Origin of the sequence: Desulfosporosinus sp. (assembly GCF_014237355.1) — a bacterium.
In the GTDB taxonomy this organism is placed as follows: Bacteria; Bacillota; Desulfitobacteriia; order Desulfitobacteriales; family Desulfitobacteriaceae; genus Desulfosporosinus.
Window position 1 is genome coordinate 13396 of record NZ_JABZFS010000071.1, and the last position, 26018, is coordinate 39413.

Annotated in this window: 25 protein-coding genes; 1 reads left to right on the forward strand and 24 read right to left on the reverse strand. The window is 42.5% G+C overall.

Annotated elements, in window-relative coordinates; genetic code table 11:
- Window positions 1–8 precede the first annotated feature (8 nt).
- The 20 genes from HGJ98_RS15350 to pth all read right to left on the reverse strand — a co-directional run bounded on the left by HGJ98_RS15350 (window position 9) and on the right by pth (window position 21356).
- A complete protein-coding gene (locus HGJ98_RS15350; RefSeq protein WP_291352386.1) occupies window positions 9–719 on the reverse strand; it encodes a DUF881 domain-containing protein in 711 nt (236 codons plus the stop codon).
- Window positions 719–1429 (reverse strand): DUF881 domain-containing protein, encoded by a 711-nt coding sequence (locus tag HGJ98_RS15355; RefSeq protein WP_291352388.1) that lies wholly within the window; start codon window positions 1427–1429, stop codon window positions 719–721. The genes HGJ98_RS15350 and HGJ98_RS15355 overlap by 1 nt, the downstream gene beginning before the upstream one ends.
- A 171-nt stretch (window positions 1430–1600) precedes the next feature.
- Window positions 1601–2050, reverse strand: coding sequence for a nucleoside-diphosphate kinase (gene ndk / locus HGJ98_RS15360; RefSeq protein WP_291352390.1), 450 nt, complete (start codon window positions 2048–2050; stop codon window positions 1601–1603).
- A gap of 165 nt (window positions 2051–2215) precedes the next feature.
- Entirely contained in the window at window positions 2216–4162 is a 1947-nt protein-coding gene (ftsH, locus tag HGJ98_RS15365) for an ATP-dependent zinc metalloprotease FtsH (protein ID WP_291352392.1), read from the reverse strand.
- 79 nt (window positions 4163–4241) lie between these two features.
- Window positions 4242–5690, reverse strand: coding sequence for a tRNA lysidine(34) synthetase TilS (tilS, locus tag HGJ98_RS15370; RefSeq protein WP_291352394.1), 1449 nt, complete (start codon window positions 5688–5690; stop codon window positions 4242–4244).
- A gap of 208 nt (window positions 5691–5898) precedes the next feature.
- On the reverse strand, window positions 5899–7659 hold the full coding sequence (locus HGJ98_RS15375) for a formate--tetrahydrofolate ligase (RefSeq protein ID WP_291352684.1): 1761 nt from the start codon (window positions 7657–7659) through the stop codon (window positions 5899–5901).
- Between the two features lie 340 nt (window positions 7660–7999).
- A complete protein-coding gene (locus HGJ98_RS15380) occupies window positions 8000–10087 on the reverse strand; it encodes a SpoIIE family protein phosphatase (protein ID WP_291352396.1) in 2088 nt (695 codons plus the stop codon).
- 464 nt (window positions 10088–10551) lie between these two features.
- Window positions 10552–10941 (reverse strand): S1 RNA-binding domain-containing protein, encoded by a 390-nt coding sequence (locus tag HGJ98_RS15385; RefSeq protein ID WP_014182659.1) that lies wholly within the window; start codon window positions 10939–10941, stop codon window positions 10552–10554.
- Between the two features lie 100 nt (window positions 10942–11041).
- Entirely contained in the window at window positions 11042–11353 is a 312-nt protein-coding gene (locus tag HGJ98_RS15390) for a septum formation initiator family protein (RefSeq protein WP_291352398.1), read from the reverse strand.
- Window positions 11328–11570: a sigma factor-like helix-turn-helix DNA-binding protein gene (locus tag HGJ98_RS15395; RefSeq protein ID WP_291352400.1), complete on the reverse strand. Its 243-nt coding sequence runs from the start codon at window positions 11568–11570 to the stop codon at window positions 11328–11330. Before HGJ98_RS15395 ends, HGJ98_RS15390 begins: the two co-directional genes overlap by 26 nt.
- A gap of 149 nt (window positions 11571–11719) precedes the next feature.
- Complete coding sequence (gene yabQ, locus HGJ98_RS22440; RefSeq protein WP_367142738.1) at window positions 11720–12268, reverse strand: spore cortex biosynthesis protein YabQ; 549 nt, start codon at window positions 12266–12268, stop codon at window positions 11720–11722.
- Between the two features lie 22 nt (window positions 12269–12290).
- Window positions 12291–12569, reverse strand: coding sequence for a sporulation protein YabP (gene yabP / locus HGJ98_RS15400; protein WP_291352402.1), 279 nt, complete (start codon window positions 12567–12569; stop codon window positions 12291–12293).
- A gap of 179 nt (window positions 12570–12748) precedes the next feature.
- Window positions 12749–13012 carry an RNA-binding S4 domain-containing protein gene (locus HGJ98_RS15405; RefSeq protein ID WP_291352403.1) on the reverse strand — a complete coding sequence of 88 codons (264 nt, stop codon included), beginning with the start codon at window positions 13010–13012 and terminating at the stop codon, window positions 12749–12751.
- Window positions 13013–13107: 95 nt separating this feature from the next.
- Window positions 13108–13383 (reverse strand): HU family DNA-binding protein, encoded by a 276-nt coding sequence (locus HGJ98_RS15410; protein WP_007778009.1) that lies wholly within the window; start codon window positions 13381–13383, stop codon window positions 13108–13110.
- Between the two features lie 83 nt (window positions 13384–13466).
- Window positions 13467–14921 (reverse strand): nucleoside triphosphate pyrophosphohydrolase, encoded by a 1455-nt coding sequence (gene mazG / locus HGJ98_RS15415; protein ID WP_291352408.1) that lies wholly within the window; start codon window positions 14919–14921, stop codon window positions 13467–13469.
- 122 nt (window positions 14922–15043) lie between these two features.
- Window positions 15044–15604, reverse strand: coding sequence for a stage V sporulation protein T (gene spoVT / locus HGJ98_RS15420; protein ID WP_291352410.1), 561 nt, complete (start codon window positions 15602–15604; stop codon window positions 15044–15046).
- Between the two features lie 174 nt (window positions 15605–15778).
- Window positions 15779–16720, reverse strand: coding sequence for a peptidylprolyl isomerase (locus HGJ98_RS15425; protein ID WP_291352412.1), 942 nt, complete (start codon window positions 16718–16720; stop codon window positions 15779–15781).
- A 38-nt stretch (window positions 16721–16758) separates the two neighbouring features.
- The gene (mfd, locus tag HGJ98_RS15430) at window positions 16759–20304 is read right to left on the reverse strand and encodes a transcription-repair coupling factor (RefSeq protein ID WP_291352414.1); all 3546 of its coding nucleotides are present in this window, start codon (window positions 20302–20304) and stop codon (window positions 16759–16761) included.
- Between the two features lie 256 nt (window positions 20305–20560).
- Window positions 20561–20737 (reverse strand): hypothetical protein, encoded by a 177-nt coding sequence (locus HGJ98_RS15435; protein WP_291352416.1) that lies wholly within the window; start codon window positions 20735–20737, stop codon window positions 20561–20563.
- A 61-nt stretch (window positions 20738–20798) separates the two neighbouring features.
- On the reverse strand, window positions 20799–21356 hold the full coding sequence (gene pth, locus HGJ98_RS15440; protein WP_291352418.1) for an aminoacyl-tRNA hydrolase: 558 nt from the start codon (window positions 21354–21356) through the stop codon (window positions 20799–20801).
- 138 nt (window positions 21357–21494) lie between these two features.
- Here pth and HGJ98_RS15445 point away from each other — a divergent pair, with 138 nt between their 5' ends.
- Window positions 21495–22238: a PRC-barrel domain-containing protein gene (locus HGJ98_RS15445; RefSeq protein WP_291352420.1), complete on the forward strand. Its 744-nt coding sequence runs from the start codon at window positions 21495–21497 to the stop codon at window positions 22236–22238.
- A gap of 17 nt (window positions 22239–22255) precedes the next feature.
- Here the strand turns inward: HGJ98_RS15445 and HGJ98_RS15450 are convergent, their stop codons facing one another.
- The 4 genes from HGJ98_RS15450 to purR form a co-directional block, all read right to left on the reverse strand.
- The gene (locus tag HGJ98_RS15450; protein ID WP_291352422.1) at window positions 22256–23197 is read right to left on the reverse strand and encodes a ribose-phosphate pyrophosphokinase; all 942 of its coding nucleotides are present in this window, start codon (window positions 23195–23197) and stop codon (window positions 22256–22258) included.
- Between the two features lie 18 nt (window positions 23198–23215).
- Complete coding sequence (gene glmU, locus HGJ98_RS15455; protein ID WP_291352423.1) at window positions 23216–24574, reverse strand: bifunctional UDP-N-acetylglucosamine diphosphorylase/glucosamine-1-phosphate N-acetyltransferase GlmU; 1359 nt, start codon at window positions 24572–24574, stop codon at window positions 23216–23218.
- 241 nt (window positions 24575–24815) lie between these two features.
- Entirely contained in the window at window positions 24816–25070 is a 255-nt protein-coding gene (spoVG, locus tag HGJ98_RS15460) for a septation regulator SpoVG (RefSeq protein ID WP_007777981.1), read from the reverse strand.
- A gap of 118 nt (window positions 25071–25188) precedes the next feature.
- Window positions 25189–26013, reverse strand: coding sequence for a pur operon repressor (gene purR / locus HGJ98_RS15465; RefSeq protein WP_291352424.1), 825 nt, complete (start codon window positions 26011–26013; stop codon window positions 25189–25191).
- Window positions 26014–26018 lie beyond the last annotated feature (5 nt).

The window sequence follows — 26018 nt, forward strand, 5'->3', positions numbered from 1 at the left end:
TCAGAGATTTAAGGCTCCGGGGCGCTGGATGATTCTGCATGGGTAAACGTATATGACCCTTTATAGGATGGAATACTCAGGGCCTTTCTTACAATGCTTACGGTCATACCTCTTTGTTTCAAGGCCACAGCTTCAAGTTCAGAAAAGTAATCCAAAAGTGTTTCTTGATTGCCGATTGCGCTTATTTCATAGGGAATTCCCTCAGAACGGTTTATGGGCACTTGATTCACTAGGATCGTCGAATTTCCGCTTAGAACAATAGCCGTTGAACCAACAATTCGTTGGTCATTAATACTGATTGCCTCTGCGCCAGCTAGTTTCAAGATGTTAACCATCCTTGCAATATCATTCGTGTTCAAGGGAAAGGCAACCTTTTTATTACGATCATCAATACTAATCATTATACCGGGACCTTCTACCGCTTGCGTCCCATTAAGCATTTGCAATTGTTTTAGATGAACAAGCAGTTGGGGGTCCGTCCCAACCTGCTTACGTGCCAAATCCAGCCTTTCCGATAATTCTTGATGTCTCTTCTGAAGCTGGGCATTTTGCTCCTGAGAGTTTATCAACACAGCTTTCATTTGAGTCATACGCTGCTCACCAATTTGTTCAGCAGCTGACACATTCTTTTGAGTTTGAGCCTGAAGAGCTATCAAAAAACCTAAGGCAATCGCAACCATAGTGACAGGCAAGGCTAGAGTTCTTTTCCATCGTTGCATCATGTCCCCTCCTTGACTGGTTCAGCATATCGATAACTGGGTAATTTACCCGCTGGTGTTCTGATATCGCTTAAAACCTCAAGTTTGCGGGTAATCCCATACTGCTCCTGAAACTCTCCAAGTCTATCCCAGCCATAGAACTTCAGCGCAGCAGTCAAATTGCGCGAGTCACCAATTGCCCCGATCACGTAAGGCGGCATTTGCCGAGTGCCATTGATCTGAATAAACGAGCCTCCACAGAACACTTCCGTATGAGTAGTTACGCGCTGACCGTTCACGGCAATGGCTTCCGCGCCTCCATTCCAAAGGGCATTTAAAATTTCACGAATATATTCTTCATGTATGAAATAATTATTCTGGTCTTCTCCTCCAATGGCTACCCGGGTTGAATCATCTAAGGTAATTTGTACGCCAGGACCAGTAAGTTCAACTAATCCTCCATTCATCATCGCTTCGGTAACTTGCTGATTTAGTAAGACCGATGCGCTTTGACCCTGAGCATATTTTATTAATTCTTGCTCGATCTTTTCATTCTCTACGGAAAGTTGTTGATTTTCCTGTTCCGTTTTAATTAGACTCGGAATCGCCGTTTCTTGAAGTGTTACCTGACCTCCAGCAACTCCCTGAGCTTTAATTAAAATAAAAAAAAGAAAGCCGAGAAAAACTGAAGCCAACCCCAGTAAAGACCGTTCTTTTTTATTCAAATGCATAATACACCTCCAAAAGGAAACAAGGACGGTTCTCCTGCTTCCCGTTCCGAACTCAACTTTTGAAAAAAGGACACCCCTGCGGGCGTCCTTATTCCTTTATCAATTCCATGAAATCAACTTTCGTATTAGTGGGCGTTTCACAGTTCTTTTCTGTCTCAGATGAAACGGAGCTTACTCACTCAGCCATTCTTCGCCCGCTTTTTGATAGTCCACAAGTTCTTCTGGTTTGAAATAGAGCGCAATCTCTCGTTCTCCACTGGAAACTGAGTCCGAGCCATGAATAACATTTCTACTGATATCCATCCCAAACATTCCACGAATCGATCCAGGATTAGAATTGGCTGGATTTGTTGCCCCCATTAACTCGCGAGCCAATGCAACAACGTTTTTTCCTTGCCATACCATCGCAACAACGGGAGACGACATAATGTAACCAACGGTTGGTTCAAAGAACCCTTTACCCCGGTGTTCTGCGTAATGCGCTTCAGCTAAAGCACGATCAACTTGAATGAGCTTCATTCCCACAAGTTTAAAGCCCTTTTTCTCGAAACGATTGATTACCTCTCCGACTAATCCCCTCTGAACTGCATCCGGTTTAAGCATAATAAACGTACGTTCCATCTTAATACTTCTCTCCTCTACAGAATTTTCCTCTAATAAAGTCTATCCACATTTAGGACTTCCACTTAATAGGTGTTCCATGTTCTGCTTCGGTAGGATTAGAGTATTCGTCAATGCCAATTCACTTTCGAAACCGAAGTCTCGTCGGCAACATTTGCTGAAAGTTTACTGAATCTTATTCAATTCATCTTCCAGTGTCTGACCAATCAACTCTTCATCCTGCTTGATTTTAGGTTCCGTCATATTCGATACAACTTCAACAGGCTTATCTAAAGCTACCGGCGTTTTCACTTGTTCGCCTTCGGCCTTATCATCAAACTTCGCCATCAGAGCTGCAAAATCCTTAACATCCAGGGTTTCTTTTTCCATTAATGCTTCAGCTATGGCATGTAATTTGTCTATATTTTGCTCAATAAGATCTTGAGCCTTTTTGTAGCAACCATCAATAATGCGTCGAGCTTCTTTGTCAATCGAATAGGCTACCGCATCACTGTAACTTCGATCACGCGAAATATCTCTTCCTAAAAATACTTGCTCTTCTTTGTGACCAAAGGTTAATGGACCTAACTCCTCGGACATTCCTAATTCAGTAATCATTTTGCGAATAATCCCTGTAGCTCGCTCAAGGTCATTTGATGCACCTGTACTGATTTCATGCAGGACGACTGCTTCAGACACACGTCCACCGAGTAACATGACCACTTGGTCCAGCAGTTGGGATTTTGTCATATAATTACGGTCTTCTTTCGGAAGGAGGAGGGTGTATCCTCCTGCCCGCCCACGTGGGATAATAGAGACCTTATGCAAGGGATCTGTATGAGTGAGGAGCTCTCCCAGCAAGGCATGCCCAGCTTCATGATAAGAAACAAGCTTCCTTTCAAAGGGGCTTATTACTCGGCTTTTCTTCTCCGGACCAGCAATAACTCGTTCAATAGAATCTTCCACCGTCTGCTGCTTAATCTGGCTTTCACCTCGACGAGCAGAAAGAAGGGCAGCTTCATTTAGGAGATTTGATAAGTCAGCCCCAGTAAATCCTGAAGTTTGACGTGCTATCACCTCAAGATCGACATCCTTTGTTAAAGGTTTATCCTTAGCATGGACTTTAAGGATTTCCGCGCGTCCTCTAACATCGGGTGTATCAACTATTACCTGTCGATCAAAACGGCCCGGCCGCAAGAGGGCTGGATCAAGAACATCAGCCCGGTTCGTAGCCGCAATGATAATAACTCCATCATTACCATTAAATCCGTCCATTTCAACAAGGAGTTGGTTTAGAGTCTGTTCTCGCTCATCATGTCCACCACCTAAGCCTGCTCCTCTTTGTCTTCCAACTGCATCGATCTCATCAATAAAAACTATGCAAGGAGCATTTTTCTTGGCTTGTTCAAATAAATCTCGAACACGAGAAGCTCCAACTCCCACGAACATCTCAACAAAATCCGAGCCGCTAATACTGAAGAAGGGTACCCCCGCTTCTCCCGAGACAGCCCGGGCAAGCAGTGTTTTACCTGTTCCTGGAGGTCCAAATAATAAAACCCCAGTAGGTATTTTAGCTCCCAATTCGTGGAACTTCTTTGGCGTCTTCAAGAATTCAACGACTTCTTGAAGCTCTTCTTTGACTTCGTCAGCACCAGCTACATCCGCAAAGGTTACCTTTTTCTTATCTTCCCCAACCAAACGCGCCTTGCTTTTCCCAAACTGCATTACCCTATTTCCGCCGCCCTGGCTTTGTTGCATCATAAAGAAGAACAAACCAACGATCACAATAATAGGTAACATTGTCGTCAGCAAGCCTACCCACCAAGGTGTCTTTGGAGGTGGCTCAACGACAAACGAATTAACGTGAGCGTACAAATCTGTCGTAAGCTGTGGATCCGAAGCTAGACCAATTACCTCATGTTTTTTGTCATCTTTCATAGTGACGGTATACTTAGTAGAATTGTTTTCGACAACCGCTACGACACTTTTAACCTGATCCTCAACAACTGCCTTTTTAAAAGCGTTATAATCCAGACCTACCTCTTTACTAACAGGAGGGGTCGACCACTTTATTAGCATAATTGCCATGAGAATTATAAGTATATAAATTGCCGCATTCTTTAAGACCTTCAAATATGGTCCTCCTCTCTAAGTTCGGAAGCTCGCCTCATGAAGAAGCAATTCTTCATATTATACCATGCAGTACCCAGTTTTACAATGAATCCAAATTAGAAGACCTCATGGGTGTAGCGAGAATACAATAAACTTTATCGACGTTATCATCTGCATAATATAGCCCACTTTGGCGAATACCCGGAATCCATAGAACCTCTGTCCCATGGGCTATCAGTAACATACTACTTCTTGCTTTAACTGCCACCTTTGCTTCCTGAAAAACCTTTTTTAGGGACTTATGCCCAACATCCTTAAACCACATTTTATCCCCTTCGCGACGTGTGCGACATACCAAGGTCTGTTCTGAAACCCTAGCGAATAGCTCCGTACTAAAAATTGCTATCTGGCCCTCGCGCCTTTCATAATCAGTAATCCCAGGGGGCTCCGAACCTCTCCATAAACCGATTGCTGCTCTCAAACTTGGAATTTCTATCCACTTCCCTATAACTAAGGGTATGTTTATGTCCAACTCCCTCTCGTCTGCCTTACCTATTATTCTATCGAGTTGTCGGATATTTACAGGGCTAAACTGCAACCCCTTTTCTGTGATCTTAACTTGCATACCCGGCAAATCTTGTACCCAACCCGGCTTCCCTTGAGAGGCCATAATCTTCGTAACGTAGGCAAAACCAAGTCCACGGGGTTCTTGTGTAACCTGCATCGCTGCTCTGCGTAATAGACGGGAAAGTATGGCAGGGGGCTCTTTAAAAACATCACGGCTCAAGCAGGTCATTTTCTGGGAGTCTTTATAGCAATACCGCCTCCAGGCGATCTCAACTTGCTGAGTTAAGTATTCTTCATCCCAACGTAGTAGTTCTCCCGTTCGGCCTAGCGCCTCCTGAATACGTGAATTGTAACTTCTCTCCAACTCCGGCAACAATTCTAAGCGGATCCGATTACGCACATAGACTGGTTCTTCGTTTGAAGGATCGAGAGCGTAGGGGACTGCTTCGCTCTTACAATAATGCAAAATATCTGCTTTTGTATAGGTTAGCAGGGGTCGAATAATTGAGTCCTTGCTCGGATACATTCCCGCTAAACCTGCCGTACCACTCCCTCTAAGCAAGCGATACAGTATTGTTTCAGCTTGGTCCCCAAGGTGATGAGCAGTTGCCAGAAGGGAGCACCCTTCCTCAATCATATCCTCTCTCCAACGTGCGTAACGCCACTCCCGAGCAGCTTCTTGGAAGGATTGACCTGTGGATTTAGCGTATTGTTTAGCGTGAAAACGATGAATACGGCAAGGGACATTCCACAGCTTAGCTAATTGTTGAACCATATCCTCTTCCTCATCCGACTCAGCTCGAACGCCATGATGCACATGGGTTAATACTAGGGAAATTCCTCTCCAACTCTCGTCTTGTGAATAGCGCCATAAAATATGACTTAGGGCCATGGAGTCTGGTCCTCCGGATACAGCGACCAACACTCTGGTTTTAGACGGAATTAGCTGTGGTAATATGTATTTGCGCAATTGCTCGTACATCTTGCGCCCCCTTTATATCAATAGTTATAGCTTCCACGGAAAACTATAATTTCAAACCTGCTAATCTTAACTATTTTAACACTTTCATTTAAAAACAAATACTTATTTTTGTTAGAATGGTTAAATCAAAAAGGCCCTGATTTAATTCAGGGCCTAAAAAATTCCTCTATGTAAGTAGGGGCAATTCATGAATTGCCCCTACCGAATCCTAGAACAATCCCATTACTTTACCGGTCTTGGTGTCAACGTCAATTCTTCTGTAAGCGGGGTCTGAACTTGTCCCGGGCATCAAACTAATTGCCCCAGCCATTGGGCAAAGGAATTTTGCTCCGCCATATACTAAGACGTCACGGATCGGCAATCTCCAACCTTTGGGGACACCTTTCAGAGTGGGATCATGGGAGAGGCTTAAGTGGGTTTTCACCATCATGGTGGCAAAATCGGCATAATAAGGATCTGATTCAAATCTCTTAGCCTTAGCTTCCGCTTCTGGGGACCAATCTACGCCGTCAGCCCCGTAAACTTCTTTAGCGATGAGTTCAACACGTTCACGAAGTGGCATTTCTAATGGATAGAGGCATTTGAATTGAGATTGTTCATTGCAGGCGTCCATAACCGTGTCTGCTAATTCCAAAGCACCGTCTCCACCATTGAGCCAGTGATCGGAATGGGCACAACGGGCTCCTGCTTCTCGTACGATTTTCTTGATCAAGTCAATTTCTGCTTGGGTATCTGTGTAGAAACCATTAATACATACAACTGGAACAATTCCAGACTTTTTAATAATGTTTAGATGGTGAAGCAGATTGGCGCACCCTTTTTCCACGAGTTCAAGGTTTTCTTTCGTGTACTCTTCTGGTAAAGGACGACCAGGTGCCACAGCAGGTCCGCCACCATGCATTTTAAGAGCACGAATGGTTGCAACAAGAACGGATACATCTGGTTTTAAGCCGCCCAAACGAGCCTTAACATTCCAGAACTTCTCAAATCCGATATCTGCAGCAAATCCGCTTTCCGTAACATGGTAATCAAACATTTTGAGCCCAACGCGGTCAGCAATAATGGAGGATTGGCCAATAGCAATATTAGCAAACGGACCGGCATGAACCATAACAGGTTGACCTTCTGCTGTGTAACAAATGGTCGGATTGATAGTATTCCGCATCCAAGCAGTCATTGCGCCATCAACTTCTAAGTCGGCAGCAGTAACCGGTTCACCAGTTTTACTATAGGCAACGATAATCTTGCCAATCCGCTCTCTGAGGTCCGGAAGGTCTTTAGCGACTGCCAAGATAGCCATTAACTCTGATCCAACGGCAATTCCAAATTTAGATTGCATCTGGAAGCCATCTTTTTTACCACCAATACCAATAATAACATTTCTTAGACCTTGAGCCGCGTAGTCGATAACCCAACCCATTTCCACATTTTTGGGGTCTATGTCTAAACGTTTCAAGCCTTTTGAAGCTAACACTTCATCAGTATAGTTTGCTTCATGCTGCATCCGGGCATTCAATGCGACCATGCAAAGATTATGAGCGTTCATGATGTCATTAATATCCCCTGTGAGTCCTAAGGAAAACTCAGTCATCGGAATCAACAGAGCGTTACCACCACCAGCAGCAGTACCCTTAATATTCATGGTCGGACCGCCGGATGGTTGACGAACAGCACCGCCAACATTCTTGCCTCTCTTAGCAAGTCCCTCGATTAAACCGAGAGTCGTCGTCGTTTTTCCTTCACCAAGTGGAGTTGGCGTAATGGCTGTTACTTCAATATATTTGCCATCAGGCTTATCCCCAAGCCGCTCCATCATTTTCAGAAAATCTACTTTTGGTGTTCTTCCGTATGGAATAATTTCCTCTTTTCTAAGTGACAACTTCTCGATTAATTCGTCCACAGTAGGCATGTTTTTCTCGGCCTCTTCGGCAATCTGCCAGTCCTTTAGTTTTGTAGCATCCCAAGCCATTTCTAAATCCGCTCCCTTAATTAAAATTTCTTCTTCCCTGTGAAGGAATGGATAGTTACCCGCACCACTAGTTAACCTCAGTATATAAAGCATAGGACCGTTATCCCTGATATACTAATTATCGGGATTAGTATATCCAAAAATGTACTTTTAACTAAAAATACTTTTGGGTTATTCTCCTAGACTCAACGTGTAAATTTGGTTTAACAACTTAGGTGCTGGGCTAGTCTTGATAAAAAGACATAATAGTTTGATTCGACGCACATTTCTGTTATCCTGCTTTTGAACTTAGCTTTTCCCAGTAACTTTTGTCACTCACTTGTCTTTTTTTCAAAAACAATCATTCGCTCCAATAGTTTTTTCTAATAACCATTACGATACCATCATCCTCCAACGTCCCCCCGCTTAATCGACGGGCTTCTTGTCCAATTAGTTCAGCAAGCTCCTGAGATTTATTGATAGGAGGCATTTTCTCTAGGAAGTTTTTAATCCAGTCATCTTGTTCTTTCAAAACATCTTGCACCCCATCCGTTAATAAGATTAACGATTCTCCATTCTGCATCTCCATTTCAATGACTGGCGTATCAATTTGGTTTAAGATGCCCGCCGGAAGGCTTGACGATTCAATAGTTTTCACTCCATCTGGTCCAATCATGTACGAGGGCGAAGCGCCCACTTTAATGATCTTTAAGTTCGTCGATTCCAAATCAAGAATTGCCATATCAATGGTTACGAAACTTTCTTCAGGGGAACGCAGTACTAATATAGAATTAAGCGCTTGTATTGCTCCTTCTGGTTTAAACCCTGTTGTTAGAAGCTGCTCAAGGAGGGTCAAGGCCGTTGCGCTCATCTTTGCGGCATTTTCCCCAACGCCCATACCGTCGCTTAAAATAAACGCATGTTCCTTTGTAGAGAAGGCAATAGAAGCATAATTATCACCACTCATTCCGTTTCCGGTTTTCGTGAATGTTGTTATCCCCACATCCATAAAATATCGCCGACGGCGGGCTAGATTTGAAGGTTTTACTACTTCCCAATTATGCTGTGTGTGAAGCTCCTTAGCTAAATTTCCAATGACCTGGGAAACATTGAGAAATTGGCGTGACAATGCCTCTTGATTTAAAAGCAAACGACGGCGCCATGTCTCCTGGTTCTTTTCTTGCTCTATAATAAACTGTACTCCTAGGAGCATCTCTTTTAGCCGTCCACAGTGCCGTTTCCATTCGATGGGCAAAGATTGTAATTTGATATTAGTTTCCTTTTCGACTAAACCAAAGAGTTCAAAGAAGATATGATACGTTTTATAAAATTCTCGATTCCAGCATACGTCCCTTGTGGGGCAAGAATGACATACACGCTCCACTAGTATATTCATGAGTTCTGGAACTTCTGGGCGCATCTCGATAGATTCTGCCTCTGCTGCTTGGTAACTTAAGGCAATTTGATCAAAAATCTCTGACAATGCCTTTACTTTAGAAACAGTGGTCTCAACCTCTGGAATCACCTTTGGTTTAAGAAAGTCTTTTTCGGGGGTCGCCCCAGGCCATAATAAGAAGAGGAAAAGCCCCACTGTAGAAGAAACAAGTTGAGAGTATATTGCCTCCTGACGCAAAAAGACGGTAAGCATCAGCATTACCGCAATAAAAGCGGTCCCTATTCCAAGTTTGCCAAACCGCCTAAAAGCCCCAGTACAAAACCCTGCCAATCCATATATACCTGCATCTATAAGATTCTGGGTATTTGTTGATAATTGTGGCATAAAACCCAGCAATGCCCCTACGCCCGCCGCAGTACCTGCTCCGTAACGTTCCGATACAAATAATGTAAAAAAACTCAATAGCACGATAGAAAAGTTAATACTCATAACCTGGACCCCTTGAAGACCGCTAATCAAACCAATCAAGATGAAAAGCCAGGCAATTCCCTGTTCGCGCTGAAATTCTCCTCTCCATATAGCTTCTTGGTGACATAGAGCGAACCAAAAAATAATGGCACATCCTCCTGATAGCACCCCGTGAAGAGCGATTACTAAAAAAGCATAGAGATTAGGATTCGCTAAGCTAATTGCAAGATAAGAAATCAGAGCTGTTATTAGACTGGTTAAGCCAAACAAATATATTCCTTGGTGCTTCTTTTTGCGGATTGAAGGAAGTATTACCATCAAAGAAGCTAAAATAGCCACACCTTGTAAAGTAAAGGATATATCATTTAATGAAATTAAGCCCATTAGAACACCAACTAGGCCAAAGAAAAATCCCTTTTCTCCCCTCAATATCAAGGCCGCTCCGATAGCCACTCCAAAGGGCTGGAGGCCCAAGATACTCCCCCGAGCCAATAGCCCTCCCAGAACTATTGGAAGGAGTGCACTCTCAACGGAAATTCTGCTTCGCAGACCTTGATCTACTTTTAATGTTGCCCACTCTGCCATAACGTCACCTCTTACCCATTTATTGGTAATATTATAGCGCAAGTTCTTAGCAAAGCTTGTCTAGTAACGTCAATAAAGCACAACAACTTTCGACGTTGTTCACAATAAATGTCTCCATTGTTTCGCTAAAGCACTATTTGCCGTATAAATATTCCAGCATTCTCTATCATGTCTTTGCTATGAAAGCGACTTAAGCACTGTGTCATCCTGAAGGAGGGACGACTGAAGGATCTAGATCCTTCGCTATCGCTCAGGATGACATCAGTGAAAGAAGACCCTAAAGTTATACGATACGTTAAAGAAAACTTGGCTGGCGCCCGCACACACACACACACGAAGACACTGTCTTCGCACGTATTAGCCCTTCTTGCAGACACTGTCTTCGCACGTATTAGCCCTTCTTGCAGTATATAACGCTACTTTTTGACAGTATAAAAAAAACCGCCTTTCGGCGGTTATGTGTTCTAGTATCTACTTGATCCTCTACCTCCACGTTTAGAGTCTGTGGCCCGACGGAACTCAGTCTGACGTTCATCACTGTCCTTTATAAACTTAGCCAATTTATCCTCAAAGGATACTGTTGGCGGAAGACGGCGTTCACGACCCACGTTACGAACAGTGGGGTTTGCTTGCTTGATTGACAGCCCTATTTTTCCCTTTTCATCAACATGAATAACCTTTACCTTAACATGATCTTGTTCCTTTAAGTAATCTCGAACGTCCTTGACATAGGCATCAGCGACTTCCGAGATATGTACGAGTCCGGTAACTCTATCCGGCAATTCAATAAAAGCTCCAAAGTTCGTGATCCCTGTTACGACCCCTTCAACAATACTGCCAACGTCAATGGCCATACGAAGCAAACTCCTCCTTGTGATGATCTATCTATACTTACTCTATATTATATGCAGTACATTTCGTGCCTGTCAAGGTTAACGAGTCTAATGTTCAATACTAATTCTTGGGAGAAATGAGAATTTCGCCTTCTTTCACAAGTCCTAACTGCTCGCGAGCCAACTGCTCGATGTAACTTGGTGTATTCAAGCGTGTGATCTCATCGTTAAGAATTTTTTCTTGTTGAAGCAACTTAGCCTTTTCCTGATTTAATTGAGCTAGTTGCTCCTCAACTTGAGAGCGAAGTTTCCATATCTGCCACCCCGAACTTCCAACCACTATCATAATCAGGCATAGCATAAGAACAGAACTAAGACGAATCCGAACCCTTTGGCGATTTTTAGAGTTACTCTTCAGATGAGCCCTCTTCATCCAATTCCTCTCCTCCTATACCTAGTTCCGCGCCCGGGATAATACAAACGATTTCATACCCTTTACTTCTTGCACGAGTTAACAACGTTGCTACCGAACTCTGACTGAGATGAAGTCTTTTGGCGATGTCTTCTAAAGACTTCCCACTCTCCTTGAGAATAACTGCTTGGCGTTCCCGAAAACTTAGTTTTTCCAAACCCCGAATTTCTAGTTGCACATTGGCACGCCCTTGCTAAAAGTTATACACAAAGTGTGGATAGTTTGTGGACAGATTACCTACAATTCATTTACAAAAAGAGTACAAACTAATCCGGCAACTCTTATTATAGTCACTCATTATTAAGGAATCAAGCCCCCTGGAAAATTTTAACCATTAGTTCTTGGGGGAAGGAGTCCCTTCCACCAATCTTTTAGCCTTCTTTGGACATGCCTAATTCTCTCAAGTAAGATCACTTCTCCAATTCGATACAGCAATAAGCCCAACCAAGATAACAGGGCATAGGGCGGCCTCATAATAAGCCGCAATCCCCTAACTGGAATCCTTATACTTCTGTGGATAAGTTTTGCAAGAAAGGATATGAATCTATAGAGGCCAAAGAAACAACGCAGAGTAAAACGACTTAGTATTCTTAGATAAACCAATAAGCCTAGCAAGCTTCCCCAAATAGTATAAAATCGAAAATCAAGAGCGTTTGCTTTTTCGAAAAAGTAAAAAAGAATACCCATGGCAACCAACGAGAAAATTACATCCCCGATAAAGGTCAAAATCTGTCCCCAGTGTTGCCAACTGCGAAATGAGCGATAACTGTCGAAAACTAATCCTACTGTTGCTCCCCCAAGGATTACCCAAAAAAACGTCTCAAATTCTGAGATTGTTCTTTCCTCCTTTCTCCTTCCCCCTTCCTTTTTCTTCAAACTACAGAGGAATTATGGAGTGTCAACGGAATACCCGGTTCAGAAATCCTCGACGTGAAGCATCGCTAGAATTTCGATGATAGATTAATGCGACGACTGAACCTTGCAGGTCTACTAACCCTTCCTCAAGATTAAGTAACTTGATGCCTAATTGTTCCCCTTTGACACTCAGTATTCCCATCTCGGTTTCAAGAACTATTTCCTTGGGGTCAAAGGACTGAACCTTTCGTACCCCTGACAACTCTATGAGTTCTCGATTTTCCATGACAAGGCGATGTCCTTTGGCAATCTTATCAACCATGCCCCATCCCCCTAACTCTTTTACTCTTATATCCCTATTCATCTTTCCCATCCTTTAGACTAGACTACATTATCAATTCCATAACACTTACTTTGACACTTCTTACCCTCTTCCACCGTAAAGGGGTACCTAACGGTACCCTAGATGCTTGATATATTAATAAAAGACAGAGCCTTTAATTAAGACTCTGTCTTTCGTTCATCCCGAATCAGTTCGTAGAGTGTATGAGCTTCGTTGGCTTTTACACTGTTAGGGGTGGACAATACCTGTACTTCAATTACTCGATTTGCAAATTCAAGGATAATGCGATCCCCCAACTTGACTTCAGCTGAAGGTTTAGCAACTTTACCATTAATAGAAATTTTCTCTCCTACACAAACATCTTTAGCAACTGTGCGACGCTTAACAAGTCTAGAAACTTTCAAATATTTATCAATACGCATAAAAACCCCCTTAGGAAAACTAATGACGCCCACTAATAGATAAAATCAGGTTCCAGACAGAACCTGGAACCTGATTTTATCAGCCGTCCTAAGACTCATTTTTGTACTGCGTCCTTGAGAGCTTTACCTGCTTTAAAGCCAGGCACCTTTGCGGCTGGAATTTGGATTTCTTCCTTGGTTTGTGGGTTCCTTCCAGTCCGGGCTGCGCGTTCTTTAACTTCAAATGTTCCAAAACCAACTAGTTGGACTTTTTCACTCTGCGCCAACGATTCCTCAATTACTTCAAAAACAGCTTTAACCGCTTTTTCAGCATCTTTTTTGGACATGTCAGCCTTCTCCGCAACTGCGCTAACTAATTCAGCCTTATTCAAAACGAGTCCCTCCTAATAACTGATCTACTACGTAAATTATATTTCGCGATAAATAACCAAACTCCTGCTTTTTTTAGATTATATTACACTTCATTGCCACTTTTTTCTTGGGATTTTGCTTTTTCCCAGAAAGTATCCATTTCATCGAGAGAAAGTCTTTCAAAGATCAAACCCTTTTCTCTGCTTAATTCAACCATTTTTAGGAACCGACTTTGGAATTTATGTATGGTATCCCGTAAAACCTCTTCTGTATCAAACTTTAAATATCTCGATAAATTTACAATGGAAAACAATAAATCTCCTAGTTCTTCACGAATTCCGATTCCCTCAGCTAAGGCACTTTCAAGTTCTTGCAATTCCTCCTGAACCTTACTCCAAGGTCCTTCAAGATCCGACCAATCAAATCCTACCTTCGCGACTCTATGCTGGGTTGAGGATGCCCACATAAGGGCTGGTAACCCTTTAGGATCGTTGAAGAAGTCTAGCCGCTGATTGTCCTCCTTTTCGATTGACTTAATTCTATCCCAAGTGAGAATAACATCATCAGCTGTTTCAGCTTTCTCTTCCCCGAAAACATGAGGATGTCGACGAATCATTTTTTGAATAACTTCTCGAAGTACGTCTCGAATTTCAAACACACCTGACTCGGAAGCGATCTGTGCATGAAAAACTACTTGTAATAATAAGTCTCCCAACTCTTCACACAAATTATACATATCTTGTTTATCAATCGCGTCAAGAACTTCATAACTTTCTTCAATCAAGTATTTTTTTAACGTATCATGTGTTTGTTCCCTATCCCATGCACACCCACCCTCTGAACGCAAAGTTTTCATCACTTTAGCCAACTTGTTAAATGATATAACATCCGAGTTTGGTTGTAAGACAACGGTTGTCAAATGATCAAATTTTTCATGATCCATCTCATAAAGGGGAAGCTTGTCCACTTGTTCCCCGGCGGTGCCTAGAGCCTGCACAACGTATACCCATGCATCATCCGGATAGATATTCATAAGATCCAACTTGACCTCAGAGGCAATCAGCTTGTTATAAACTTGAGGAATAACAAGCCATTCCTGCCCAGTTAGGGCAATCTCTTTAAGGGCATCATAGTTACGTATTATTACTCCTTCAATGGGATCAAGGTTTAAGACTCGAAAGATCTCATCCACAAAACTCATGGCTGGATGGATTATAACATCATACTCTTGCGTAAGCTTTTCTCCAATAAGCTGTACTGTCTTTTCCGCAACCATAGGGTGCCCAGGAACGGCATAAAACACCTCAGAGTTATTTTTTAATTCCTTGCGTAATTGTTCAATAATTTTTTCGTACACTGCCTCGAAGGAAGTTTCTGCAGCATAAATCTCATCAAAGGATTCAACACTTATACCCTCAGCCATTAAATCCTGAATGCAGGGATGTTGGGCTGTACGTGCAAAAATTTTCGTTGCACTCTGTATGCGCCGGTAGTTTCCGACAGTTAACTGGTCTAGCCCCGCAGGACCTAACCCAATAACATGAAGACACGAAGTCATTTTGTTCACCTCCTACGGTATTTTACCACAAACTGTCTAAAGGGTATAGAAACGCTAGTATCATCTAAATAACTATTGTCTCAAAAAAAAAAGCGGTAAAACCGCTTTTATTTATGTATACATTATTGTTCCATCTGCTTTGCTAAGAACCCAGCGGCGGTCTCAACTAACTTAACCTCTAATTCACCCATTTTCATGTTAGGATCTTTAGACATAAGGATCACTGCCCCTATTGGATCCCCTTGTGTAATAATCGGCGCAACTACTTCACTTGTATACTTACACTCTTCATCTTCATTTTCCGGACAGTTTTTGCAAGAGGTATGTTCGCCTGCTAACCCAATTTGAATCGTTTTTCGTTCCTCCATGGCTTGTTCAATAGCTGGTCCGATTGCTTTATTAAGAAACTCTTTCTTTGATGCCCCAGACACGGCAATAATAGTATCTCTGTCAGCAATACAAGTTATATGTCCAGTAGCCTCGAACAATGAATCAGCATATTCCTTAGCAAATTCTCCTAATTCCCGGATAGGAGAATATTTTTTTAGTATCACTTCCCCTTCACGATCTACAAAAATCTCTAACGGATCTCCTTCTCGAATGCGAAGTGTCCGACGAATTTCTTTTGGAATAACAACACGACCAAGGTCATCAATTCTCCTTACAATACCGGTTGCTTTCATAGGCGCACATTCCTCCTTTATTATTTTAGACTAATATTAATTCTTTATCCTTTTTGCAAGCTAAATAAGCTTAAATTCAATGATAGTATATATCTAGGGATTGCCAATTATTCATTATTTTCCAATGCAAAACAGAAGAAGGCATTATTACAATGCCTTCTTCTGTCCGTTTTTTTAACTTATAGGCTGATATCCTTGAGAATACTCAATTTTTGCTTTTTTACGAATGTCATCAAAATAGGTTTGAAATTTAGCATCTTTCGCTTGATTCAATGCATCCTGCCCTACTTGATCTTTTACCTTAGCATAGTCTGGAGCGGCTGCAACAGTATGAGCTTCAACTTTGATGACATGAAAGCCAAATTCGGTTTTGACAGGTGTTGTGGAAAACGTGCCCACTTTTTGTGCAAAGGCTGCCGTCTCAAACTCCGGGACCATTTTCCCTTTAGTAAAGGTACCTAGATCTCCACCAGATTCCTTAGCTCCAGGTTCAATGGATTTTTCTTTAGCAAGTTGTTCGAAACTTGCTCCGGTTTTAAGTTGAGCTATAATTGCATTTGCTTCATCCTCAGTCTTAACCAGAATGTGCCGGGCCTTTACACTTTCAGGCTGGCTATAATACGAAATATTCTTATCGTAAAAGGCCTTAAGATCCGCATCGCTTACTTTGACATCCCCTGTAATTTTCTCATAGACTGCTAAAAAATTCCTTAATTCCGGTTCTGTCATTCCCTGTTGTTTTAATGTATCTTGGAATGCTGCTTCATTCCCCATATTTTTCTTAATAACCTCTTCTTGGTCTTTTACTTTTTTATCCTCAGGATTAAGTGCTAACTTTTTAACTTCTTGGGCAATAAGTTCTCCTTCAACCATACGCTCCAGTAACATGTTTTTGATCTGAGGCAGTGCCTCTTTCCCTTGGTCCGTGTCAAATTTCATGCCTTGTTTTTCATAAATCGCTTGAGCTTCCGTAACCCTGGCGTCAAGATCCTTTACTAGGATCGGGGTTTCGTTCACTTTAACCGCCCATTTACCTCCTACTAACGAAGAACACCCTGTAGTCACGAGCATTAACGCCAAGGCCCCAATAATTAACCCTATGCGGGACTTTTTCATATAGACACACCCTTTCGATTTGACATGAGAATAGTATATCAAGGAGTTGGTCTTGAAGCAATGTCGCAAAATGTCGAGAGCACTCGGCGAACTGCCTCAATCACCGCTTCTTGACCTAGGGTACGAATGCGAATCTTGCACTCTAGATTTCCATTTTGCATGGTTTTAAAGGCCAACGGATAAGGACAAGCAGATGCTAAAGACATCAGTTTCTCTCCCGTTATAAAATCCGTATCTGCCAAGAAACGAATACTTACATTTTGTTTTAATTGTTGAATCTGTTCAATTTTCAACGAACTCGCAAGTAATTTGAGGCGGATGATCTCAATCAGGTGTTCAACCTCTCGCGGCGGAGTTCCGAAGCGATCCACTAATTCGTCTACCATCTCACTAAGCTGTTCTTCATTCCTTACCATAGCAAGCCTCTGGTATAATGTCGCCTTAGTTTGACTATCCGCTACATAGGAATCTGCCAGGAAAGCGTCAATTTGAAGCTCAATGCTCGGTTCGACAACCTCTTCGACTTTTTCTCCCCGAAGTTCCTGAACCGCTTCCTTAAGCATTTGACTGTACATTTCAAATCCTACTGCAGCTAAATGTCCGTGCTGTTGAGCCCCTATTAAATTTCCAGCGCCACGAATTTCCAAATCACGCATAGCAATCTTAAACCCTGCTCCAAATTCAGTAAACTCCCGTATTGCTGCTAAACGTTTTTCGGCAATTTCCGTAAGAACTTTTTGGGGTTTATACAAAAGATATGTAAAAGCTTTACGATTTGACCTTCCTACTCGCCCACGTAATTGATAGAGCTGCGACAACCCAAAACGATCAGCTTCATCAATAATCAGCGTATTAGCATTAGGCATATCTAAACCTGTTTCAATGATCGTAGTGGATATTAACACATCCATCTCATGTTCGAGAAAATCAAGCATAACCCTCTCTAATTCTCTTTCGCGCATCTGCCCATGGGCAACTCCAAACTTAGCTTCCGGAACCAATTGACTTAAGAAGTTAGTGACCTGGTCCATGTCCTCAACCCGATTATGCACATAAAACACTTGCCCCCCGCGTTGAATCTCTCGCCGTATTGCCTCTCGTACCACATCTGCCCTGAATTCTGTAACGTAGGTTTGCACAGGATAGCGCCCTTCTGGAGGAGTCTCAATGACACTCATATCCCGGACACCCACTAACGACATATGTAAGGTTCTGGGGATCGGTGTAGCCGACAATGTTAGTACATCGACATTCCCCTTCAACGTTTTTAATTTTTCTTTATGGGCAACCCCAAACCGCTGTTCCTCGTCGATGACTAACAGGCCTAAATCATGGAATTTGACTGCTTCGGAGAGGATCCGGTGTGTCCCTACAATGACATCAATTCGCCCTTCCTTAAGACCCTTTATGATTTCCTTTTGCTCCTTTTGAGAACGGAAGCGGCTCATCATTTCAATGGTAATCGGATATCCAATAAACCGTTCTTTGAAGGTATTAAAATGTTGTTGAGCTAAAATAGTCGTAGGAACAAGAACAGCCACTTGCTTACTATCCATCACTGCTTTAAATGCTGCACGAAGTGCAACCTCCGTTTTGCCATATCCCACATCTCCACAAAGTAGGCGATCCATGGGACGTGAGCGCATCATATCTGCTTTCACATCTGCAATACTCTGAAGTTGATCAGGAGTTTCAACATATGGGAACTTTTCCTCAAACTCATTCTGCCACACATTATCTTGAGAAAATGCATACCCTTTAATGGCCTCTCTCTGAGCATAGAGCTTTACTAAATCAATAGCCATTTCCTTGACAGCACTGCGTGTTTTCCTCTTTACCTTGTGCCACTCGGATCCCCCAAGTTTATAAAGCTTTGGCAGAGTTTCACCGGCACTACCTAAATATTTTTGCAGAAGATGAAGTTGATCTAAGGGAACATAAAGTCGGTCTTCTCCTGCATAGCGAATTCCAAAATAGTCCTTAGCGATACCCCCTACTTCCAGACGTTCAATACCTGTAAATTGTCCTATCCCATGGTGGACATGTACCACAAAGTCTCCTTGTTTGAGATCGGAAATAAACACATTTTTTGGGGCAGGTGTACTAGTTTTTTTGACAACTGCCTTGCTCTCGCGTTTATAAATCTCTGTTTCAGTGAGAACGACTAGTTTGCCAAGGGGCAGCTCAAAGCCATGGTCAATGGAAAACGGATAGACGTAGACATGCCCTTCCTCAATGGAATCTTTAAGATCTTTACGAGTTGCTGTCACTCCACGGTCCTTCAAGCCCTGAATCAAACGTAAGGCATGTTCCTCATCCCCAACAAATAGTGCCACTACGTTCCCAGCATCTTTACGGTGCACAATCTCGTCCACCAATTTACTTGTTTTTCCCATAAAGCCTGTTAAAGGACGAGCGTGTAAGTTAAAGATTCGCTTTGGAGAGAGCCCAGGAGCCTGCCTCAACAGCGTAGAAAGTCCAATCAAGGGATTTCGTCCCTCCTGCTTTGATAACTCCTCGTAGGCAATAAACTGTGACTCAGGATGAACAAACCCTTCACCGCGTTCAAGTTGTTGCGTAAAGTCCAGTAAACGTTCATTAGCCTCAAACTCTAACTGCTCCTTCAGGCGTAGAGGCTCATCCAAAATTACATAACGCTCCTTGGAAAGGTATGAGAAAAATGGAACGAGAGGAATATTTATAAGGCTTAAAAAAGGATAGATGTTTTCATCTAAAATCCCTTGCTCTAGTCGTTCTACTATAAAATCTACTTTGTTTTGCAGGTGTTCAGCCGCTTCGTTTCTCCCTGAACGTTGAAGACGACCGATGGTTTTGCGAGCCTCAGCCCTAATAGCAAAGCGGAGTTCTCCCAACTCCTCTTTTGTTACGATATATTCCATGGCAGGGGAAATAGAGACCTTATTCTGGGAACGAATCGATTTCTGAGTTCCTAGATCAAAGGTCCGTATGGAATCAACTTCATCATCGAAAAACTCAATTCGCACTGCCTCTCCATCTAAAGGGGCAATGTCTAAAATCCCTCCCCTTAAGGCAAACTGACCATGCCCCTCAACCGTTTCGATTCGTTCATATCCACTGGTTGTTAATGACGAAAGAACTTCGGATAAGTTATATCTATGCCCTGCTTCAAATGTTAAGGTGAATTCTTTCCATCGTTCGGCCGGAAATAATCGTCGTTCCACAGCGAGGACAGAAGCCACTACTGTACATTCCGGGTTCAGAGCCAGTTCACTTAATACCCTAATCCTTTCCGAGGTTGTTTCCCGGCTTCGTCCCAATATTTCAAAAGGGAGCCATTCCGTTGTAGGCAAATGCAAAATGGTTTGATGAGGACACCATGTCCGTAAATCATTCGCCCACTTTTGAGCCTGCTCTTCCGAATAGGTCAAGATTAAACCCGGTCTGGATTTTTGTAAAAGCTGAGCAACAAAGGCAGCTTTTTGGCTTCCTGTTAAATCGTAAATCATTTGGGGCCATTCCCCATGGCTTAAGGACTGATCAATCTCTTTTAGATCAAGCCCCCGCCGAAGATAAGTATGAATATTACTCAAAATGATGTTCATCCTTTCGGATATTTAGAAAACTTGGCTAGCACCAAGCGATAGCGAAGGTGGTAGCCTTAGTTGCACTTATGCTTCAGAAAGTATGTAACGAAACGTTATACTTTCTGTTTAGTATTTAGAAAACTTGGCTAGCACCAAGACCTATAGACGATGTTCTTGACTCGAACAAGGATGTTCGAGTTAGAACACCGCCATAGGATGGCAAGGTGCCGTGACAGCGAGAAGGGGCCCAATTAAATAAACCCTAGAACTGTGATTAATGGTATACATTCCTAGGTACAGTTTCCATTTCGTGTACACAGTCTGTGCATAGTGCATATGCAACATTTCCAACGATATCCATTATAGGGTCCGTGCTGTTGTTGGTCAAGTCATCTAACTCGATCTCTCCGATAATTCGATCACAAGTATGACATACCTTAAATATTTTCATCTCGCAATAACCTCCCTTAACTAGTAGAATTACCCCTAGCCTAGGAGGTTATACTCTTAACTCATCTATGGTATAGATTCATAGCACGCTCAAATTCCTCTTTAATCCATAAATAGGTTGCTTTTTCTCCACGCCCTAAAACCTCATCCAACAATAAAAGTTCTTCCTCTGCGAAGGGAGCAAGAACATAACGAGCAGGGTCCCACTCCTTTGGCGGACGACCAACGCCCAACTTCAGTCTCCATAATTTATCCGTTCCTAACTCAGCTTGAATTGATTTAATCCCGTTATGTCCTCCTGCGCCTCCCTGATCACGCAAACGAATTTTGCCAAGGGGTAAATCCATATCATCCTGAGCTATCAATAAATCCCCTTGAGCAACTTTATAGAAATGAACAAGTTCAGCTACTGAACGTCCGCTCAAATTCATATATGTTTGAGGCTTTAAGAGAAACAGCCGTTCTCCTTCTATCTGCCCTTCTGCTAATAAACCTTGAAACTTAGGGCGAAACTGGAGTTTATGCACCTCCGCCAGAAGATCTACCAGCAAGAAACCAATATTATGGCGTGTCTCTGCATATTGAGACCCTGGGTTACCAAGACCAACAATAACCTTCATGAAAATCTCCTCCAAAGCATATTCAAGGGAAACCATGAATACATTCTTTAAGAATAGGGAACGAGAGAACTCGTTCCGCTAAAGCTCCAACATTGGACACAGGCTTAAACTAAATTTCAAGATTAAGGGGGGTGAACTATGAAACCCAGCCGGAAATTCCTATCATTACCAATCATTTCCCTCCAGGAAGGACAGCAACTTGGTTTTGTCAAAAGTTTAATTCTGGATGCAGGTACAAAGTCCCTTGCTGCAATCGTGGTGGACCCAAAGGGTTTTTTCAAGGACCAGCGAATCATTCCCTATTCCAAAGTTGTTAGTGTTGGCGATGATGCCATCACAATTAACAAAGAATCTCATGTCGAGAAAAGCTCAAGTCTCCCTGAACTTTTAGATTTGGTCAAAGAAAAACTGACCATCATCGGTACAAAGATGGTCACCGAAACTGGCAAAACTCTAGGAACGGCTAATGAATATTATGTAGATCCAAGTACTGGAAAAATAACTCAGATCGAGATTTCAGGAGGAAAACTCGAAGGATTCCTAAACGGCAAAGCATGGATTTCTTCAGACTATGTTACGACTATCGGACACGACGTTATCGTAACCCAAAAAGGAAGTGAGAATGCTTTAACCGTATCTGATAAAGGGCTTAGTGAATCCTTAAAGAGTTTAATCCACTCAACATCCCATTTAGCTTCAGAAACCACCCATACCATTAGCAGCTACTTTAAAAAAGATAATTTAAAAACTAATTCTCACACTGCACAGGATAAACCATCGGTTATCTTTCCAGAAACTGAGACTGAAACTGAAACCGAGACTATCCTGGCAGCTGAGCAGATCATTTCAGAAACACCTACAACCAAAGACCCCCAGGGGTAATACCCAGGGGGGTCTTTTCAACTAAAGAGTTTACTGACCGAAAGATCCTCGTGGATTCGAACAATAGCTTCACCTAAAAGGGGCGCTACAGACAATACCTTTATTTGGGGAATGCTTTTTTCCCTGCCTAATGGAATCGTATTAGTCACAACAAGTTCTCGGATAACAGAGTTCTCTAAACGCTCGATGGCTGGTCCGGATAAGACAGGATGAGTACAACAAGCGTACACTTCCTTTGCTCCCCGATCAACAAGAGCTTGGGCGCCCTGAGTGATTGTTCCAGCAGTATCGATAATATCATCGATCATAATAACTGTTTTGCCTTTCAGTTCGCCAATAACATGCATGATTTCTGAAACATTCGCTTCCGGACGACGCTTATCTATAATAGCAAGGGTAGCACCGATCCGTTCTGCCAGGTCCCTCGCTCGTGTAACTCCACCTAAATCAGGAGAAACAACACAGATATTATCTAGTCCTTTCTCCCTAAAATATTCTGCCAGAATTGGGACACCGGGCAAGTGATCAAGAGGAATATCAAAGAACCCCTGAATCGCCGGAGCGTGTAGATCCATAGTTACTACGCGATCTGCCCCTGCTGTAGTTATTAAGTTTGCCATTAATTTAGCGGTAATCGGATCACGAGCCCTTGTCTTACGTTCCTGACGAGCATAGCCATAATAGGGCATTACAGCAGTTATACGTCGCGCTGAAGCCCTGCGAATGGCATCGATCATAATCAGTAACTCCATAATGTTATCATTGGTTGGATAGCAGGTTGGTTGAACAACATAAATATCCGCCCCTCGAACACTTTCATCTATAGCCAGACAGGTCTCCCCATCTTGGAAACGCTTAATTTTTGCTTCACCCAGCGGTACTCCTAGATAATCAACAATTTCTTGTGCCAATGGCCGATTAGCATTCCCACAAAATATTTTAAATTCTTTTGCTGCCATGCCTATATTTGCCCCCTATTATATCTTTTCGCGATGCCAATTTTCCCTGATTACTTGGTGGTTTCGTTCAACCGCCAATGCTTTTGCAGGAACATTTTTCGTAATGGTAGAACCTGCACCCGTAACGGCATATTCCCCTACTTCAAGCGGGGCAACTAAATTCGTATTACTGCCGATGAAGGCATGATCGCCAATTTTAGTAGGATGTTTCTTTAATCCATCATAATTACAAGTAATAGTACCCGCTCCGATATTTGCAGATTTCCCGACATGAGTGTCTCCAATATAACTCAAATGGGGTACTTTTGCTCCCGTTTCAATCCAACTATTCTTAATTTCGACGAAGTCTCCTACTTTAACTTCAGCTCCTAACTTCGTACCTGGTCGTAAATAGCTAAAGGGTCCAATATGACAACGTTCTCCAATCATCGCATCTCTGGCAACACTATTAAATACTTCAGAGCCACGACCCACGATACAATTCTCCAGACTGGTCTGAGGTCCGATGACAGCATCCTCTTCAATACGGGTTTTCCCCGATAACCTTGTAAACGGTAATATTGTAACGTCCTGTTCGAGTTCAACGTCTGCATCGATAAAGGTAGAGGCTGGATCCACGATCGTAACCCCTTCCGCCATCCAATGCTCTAGAATTCGAGTACGAACAATTTTTTCAGCCTCAGCCAGTTGACCCCGACTGTTGATACCGAAGGCTTCGTGAGTATTCACAGTACAATAGGTCAATATTTTTTCTTTACGCTTAAGCAGAATATCAAAGACTTCCGTTAAGTAGTATTCCCCTTGCGCATTCTGGGTGGTGATTTTTGTTAGAGTCTCTCTGAGTGCAGATCCTTTAAAACAGTAGGTTCCAGAATTTACTTCCTTGATCTTCCGTTCATCTGAAGAAGCATCTTTCTCTTCAACTATTTTGACAAGATCCTCACCGTCTTTAATAATCCTACCGTAACCAAAAGGTTGATCCAGATAGGCTGTCAGAACTGTGGCGCTAGCCCCTTGTTCCTGGTGCAATTTTACGAGGGCGTCTAGTGTCTCAGCTTTAAGCAACGGCTGATCCCCGCTTAAGACGAGAATGGTCTGATCATCCTCAAAGTAAGGCATTGCTTGCATGACAGCATGTCCAGTGCCGAGCTGTTCCGTCTGCACGACAATCTCTGCTCGTTTGTTGATACAGGCTTCTATACACTCACGTCCATGTCCTACAATAACTAAAGGCCGTTCAACACCGGCTTGCTCCACCATATCTAAGACATGCTCAATGAGAGTTTTCCCAGCCAATGAATGCATGACTTTCGGCAATTTAGATTTCATTCTTGTCCCTTTTCCTGCCGCCATGATCACCGCTACCAAATTAGACATAATCTAATTCGCCTCCAGCTTTAGTTTAACCTCTACTAATTTTATATACCCGTAAAAGTATAACTTTCGAATGGCGTAAGTGCAACTAAGACTTCGCTATCCATATTTTACTACCTCAAAAATTGTTTATTCGCCAAATTAGGCAAGAATCCTTTTTTATTTCTAATTTTTTAGACATGTTGAAGGAGACCTAACAAGCAAGGTCCCCTTCAACATGTCTAAAACTATCTAAAATAAGCATTCAAATAGCTTCTTGATAAGCTTTTAAAACCGCAGTTTGAATTACTTCTCGTGCCACAGCTGAAATGGGGTGGGCGATATCACGAAATTCCCCTTCAGGTGTTTTACGGCTGGGCATGGCAACAAAAATACCATTCATTCCTTCAACAACTTTGACATCATGGACGACAAATGCATTATCAAAGGTTACCGAGACGACCGCTTTCATCTTTCCTTCAGTATTAATCTTCCGAACCCGCACATCGGTAATATTCATTATGAATCACCACCCTTCCACTTTCCGGGCCTATTCATAATATTATTCTCTGTTTGGTAAAAAAATCCTGCCTCTAAATTACGAAAATTTTATAAATGATAAAAATATACTTTTTATTTTACTTCAGATTATGAAAGACTGGAACTACGGAGGTTTTGCCAGAAGACTGATTCAATTCCTTTAGCTGTAACAAAGATAAATAGCCTTCTACAAGCTTAGGCTCTGCAGTTATTTGAGAATCTACTAAAACCCCAATTCCAACAACATCTGCTTCAAATTCTTCCATTAAATTCTTGATACCTAAAGCTGTTCCACCAGCCTTCATAAAATCGTCAATAATAAGAACTCGCTGCTTTGGTTCTAACGCTCTTCGAGAAAGTGACATAGTTTGAATACGGCGTGCTGATCCCGAAACATAATTGATACTTACAGAAGAACCTTCTGTCACCTTGTTGCCGCTTCGAATGACCACCATAGGTAACCCTAAAGCCTCGGCCGTGACAAGAGCAAGCGGAATGCCTTTGGTTTCAATGGTCACCACCACATCAGGCTTTCTATCTCGAAACGCACCGGCAAAAATTAGACCTAGGGGTCGTAAAACCGAGGGATCAAATAATAAGTCCGTCATATAAAGAAAGCCCCCGGCAAGAATTCGCTCTTTATCGTTCAGACGCTCGGCTAAGTTATTTAGTACTCGAGCAGCCTCTTCCTTGGAAATTTCAGGGATATAACGAACTCCTCCCGCCGCCCCGGAAATTGTCTCCAGATGACCGTGTCCTGATAGCAATAGACTTCCCTTAACTGCCAGCAAGTCTTCACTAATAGTAGATTTAGCGGTCCGAAACTGTTCTGCAAATAACGTCAACGGAGTCAGCACATTCGGTTTTAACATCAGCACTTGGGTAATGGCTACCATCCGTTCCGCTCTTTTCATCTTCTCCACAATTA

Coding starts and splice junctions, on each gene's coding strand:
- HGJ98_RS15380 (WP_291352396.1), bottom strand. CDS start 10,087: ATGGCAGAGTGGGCAACATTAAAAGTAGATCAAGGTCTGCGAAGCAGA.
- mfd (WP_291352414.1), bottom strand. CDS start 20,304: ATGAACATCATTTTGAGTAATATTCATACTTATCTTCGGCGGGGGCTT.
- HGJ98_RS15405 (WP_291352403.1), bottom strand. CDS start 13,012: ATGCGTATTGATAAATATTTGAAAGTTTCTAGACTTGTTAAGCGTCGC.
- HGJ98_RS15435 (WP_291352416.1), bottom strand. CDS start 20,737: ATGAAAATATTTAAGGTATGTCATACTTGTGATCGAATTATCGGAGAG.
- HGJ98_RS15385 (WP_014182659.1), bottom strand. CDS start 10,941: ATGGCCATTGACGTTGGCAGTATTGTTGAAGGGGTCGTAACAGGGATC.
- mazG (WP_291352408.1), bottom strand. CDS start 14,921: ATGACTTCGTGTCTTCATGTTATTGGGTTAGGTCCTGCGGGGCTAGAC.
- HGJ98_RS15450 (WP_291352422.1), bottom strand. CDS start 23,197: ATGGCAGCAAAAGAATTTAAAATATTTTGTGGGAATGCTAATCGGCCA.
- tilS (WP_291352394.1), bottom strand. CDS start 5,690: ATGTACGAGCAATTGCGCAAATACATATTACCACAGCTAATTCCGTCT.
- HGJ98_RS15375 (WP_291352684.1), bottom strand. CDS start 7,659: ATGGCTTGGGATGCTACAAAACTAAAGGACTGGCAGATTGCCGAAGAG.
- HGJ98_RS15390 (WP_291352398.1), bottom strand. CDS start 11,353: ATGAAGAGGGCTCATCTGAAGAGTAACTCTAAAAATCGCCAAAGGGTT.
- yabP (WP_291352402.1), bottom strand. CDS start 12,569: ATGGTTGATAAGATTGCCAAAGGACATCGCCTTGTCATGGAAAATCGA.
- HGJ98_RS15355 (WP_291352388.1), bottom strand. CDS start 1,429: ATGCATTTGAATAAAAAAGAACGGTCTTTACTGGGGTTGGCTTCAGTT.
- ndk (WP_291352390.1), bottom strand. CDS start 2,050: ATGGAACGTACGTTTATTATGCTTAAACCGGATGCAGTTCAGAGGGGA.
- pth (WP_291352418.1), bottom strand. CDS start 21,356: ATGAAGGTTATTGTTGGTCTTGGTAACCCAGGGTCTCAATATGCAGAG.
- glmU (WP_291352423.1), bottom strand. CDS start 24,574: ATGTCTAATTTGGTAGCGGTGATCATGGCGGCAGGAAAAGGGACAAGA.
- HGJ98_RS15445 (WP_291352420.1), top strand. CDS start 21,495: ATGAAACCCAGCCGGAAATTCCTATCATTACCAATCATTTCCCTCCAG.
- HGJ98_RS15425 (WP_291352412.1), bottom strand. CDS start 16,720: ATGAAAAAGTCCCGCATAGGGTTAATTATTGGGGCCTTGGCGTTAATG.
- spoVT (WP_291352410.1), bottom strand. CDS start 15,604: ATGAAAGCAACCGGTATTGTAAGGAGAATTGATGACCTTGGTCGTGTT.
- spoVG (WP_007777981.1), bottom strand. CDS start 25,070: ATGAATATTACCGATGTGCGGGTTCGGAAGATTAATACTGAAGGAAAG.
- HGJ98_RS15350 (WP_291352386.1), bottom strand. CDS start 719: ATGCAACGATGGAAAAGAACTCTAGCCTTGCCTGTCACTATGGTTGCG.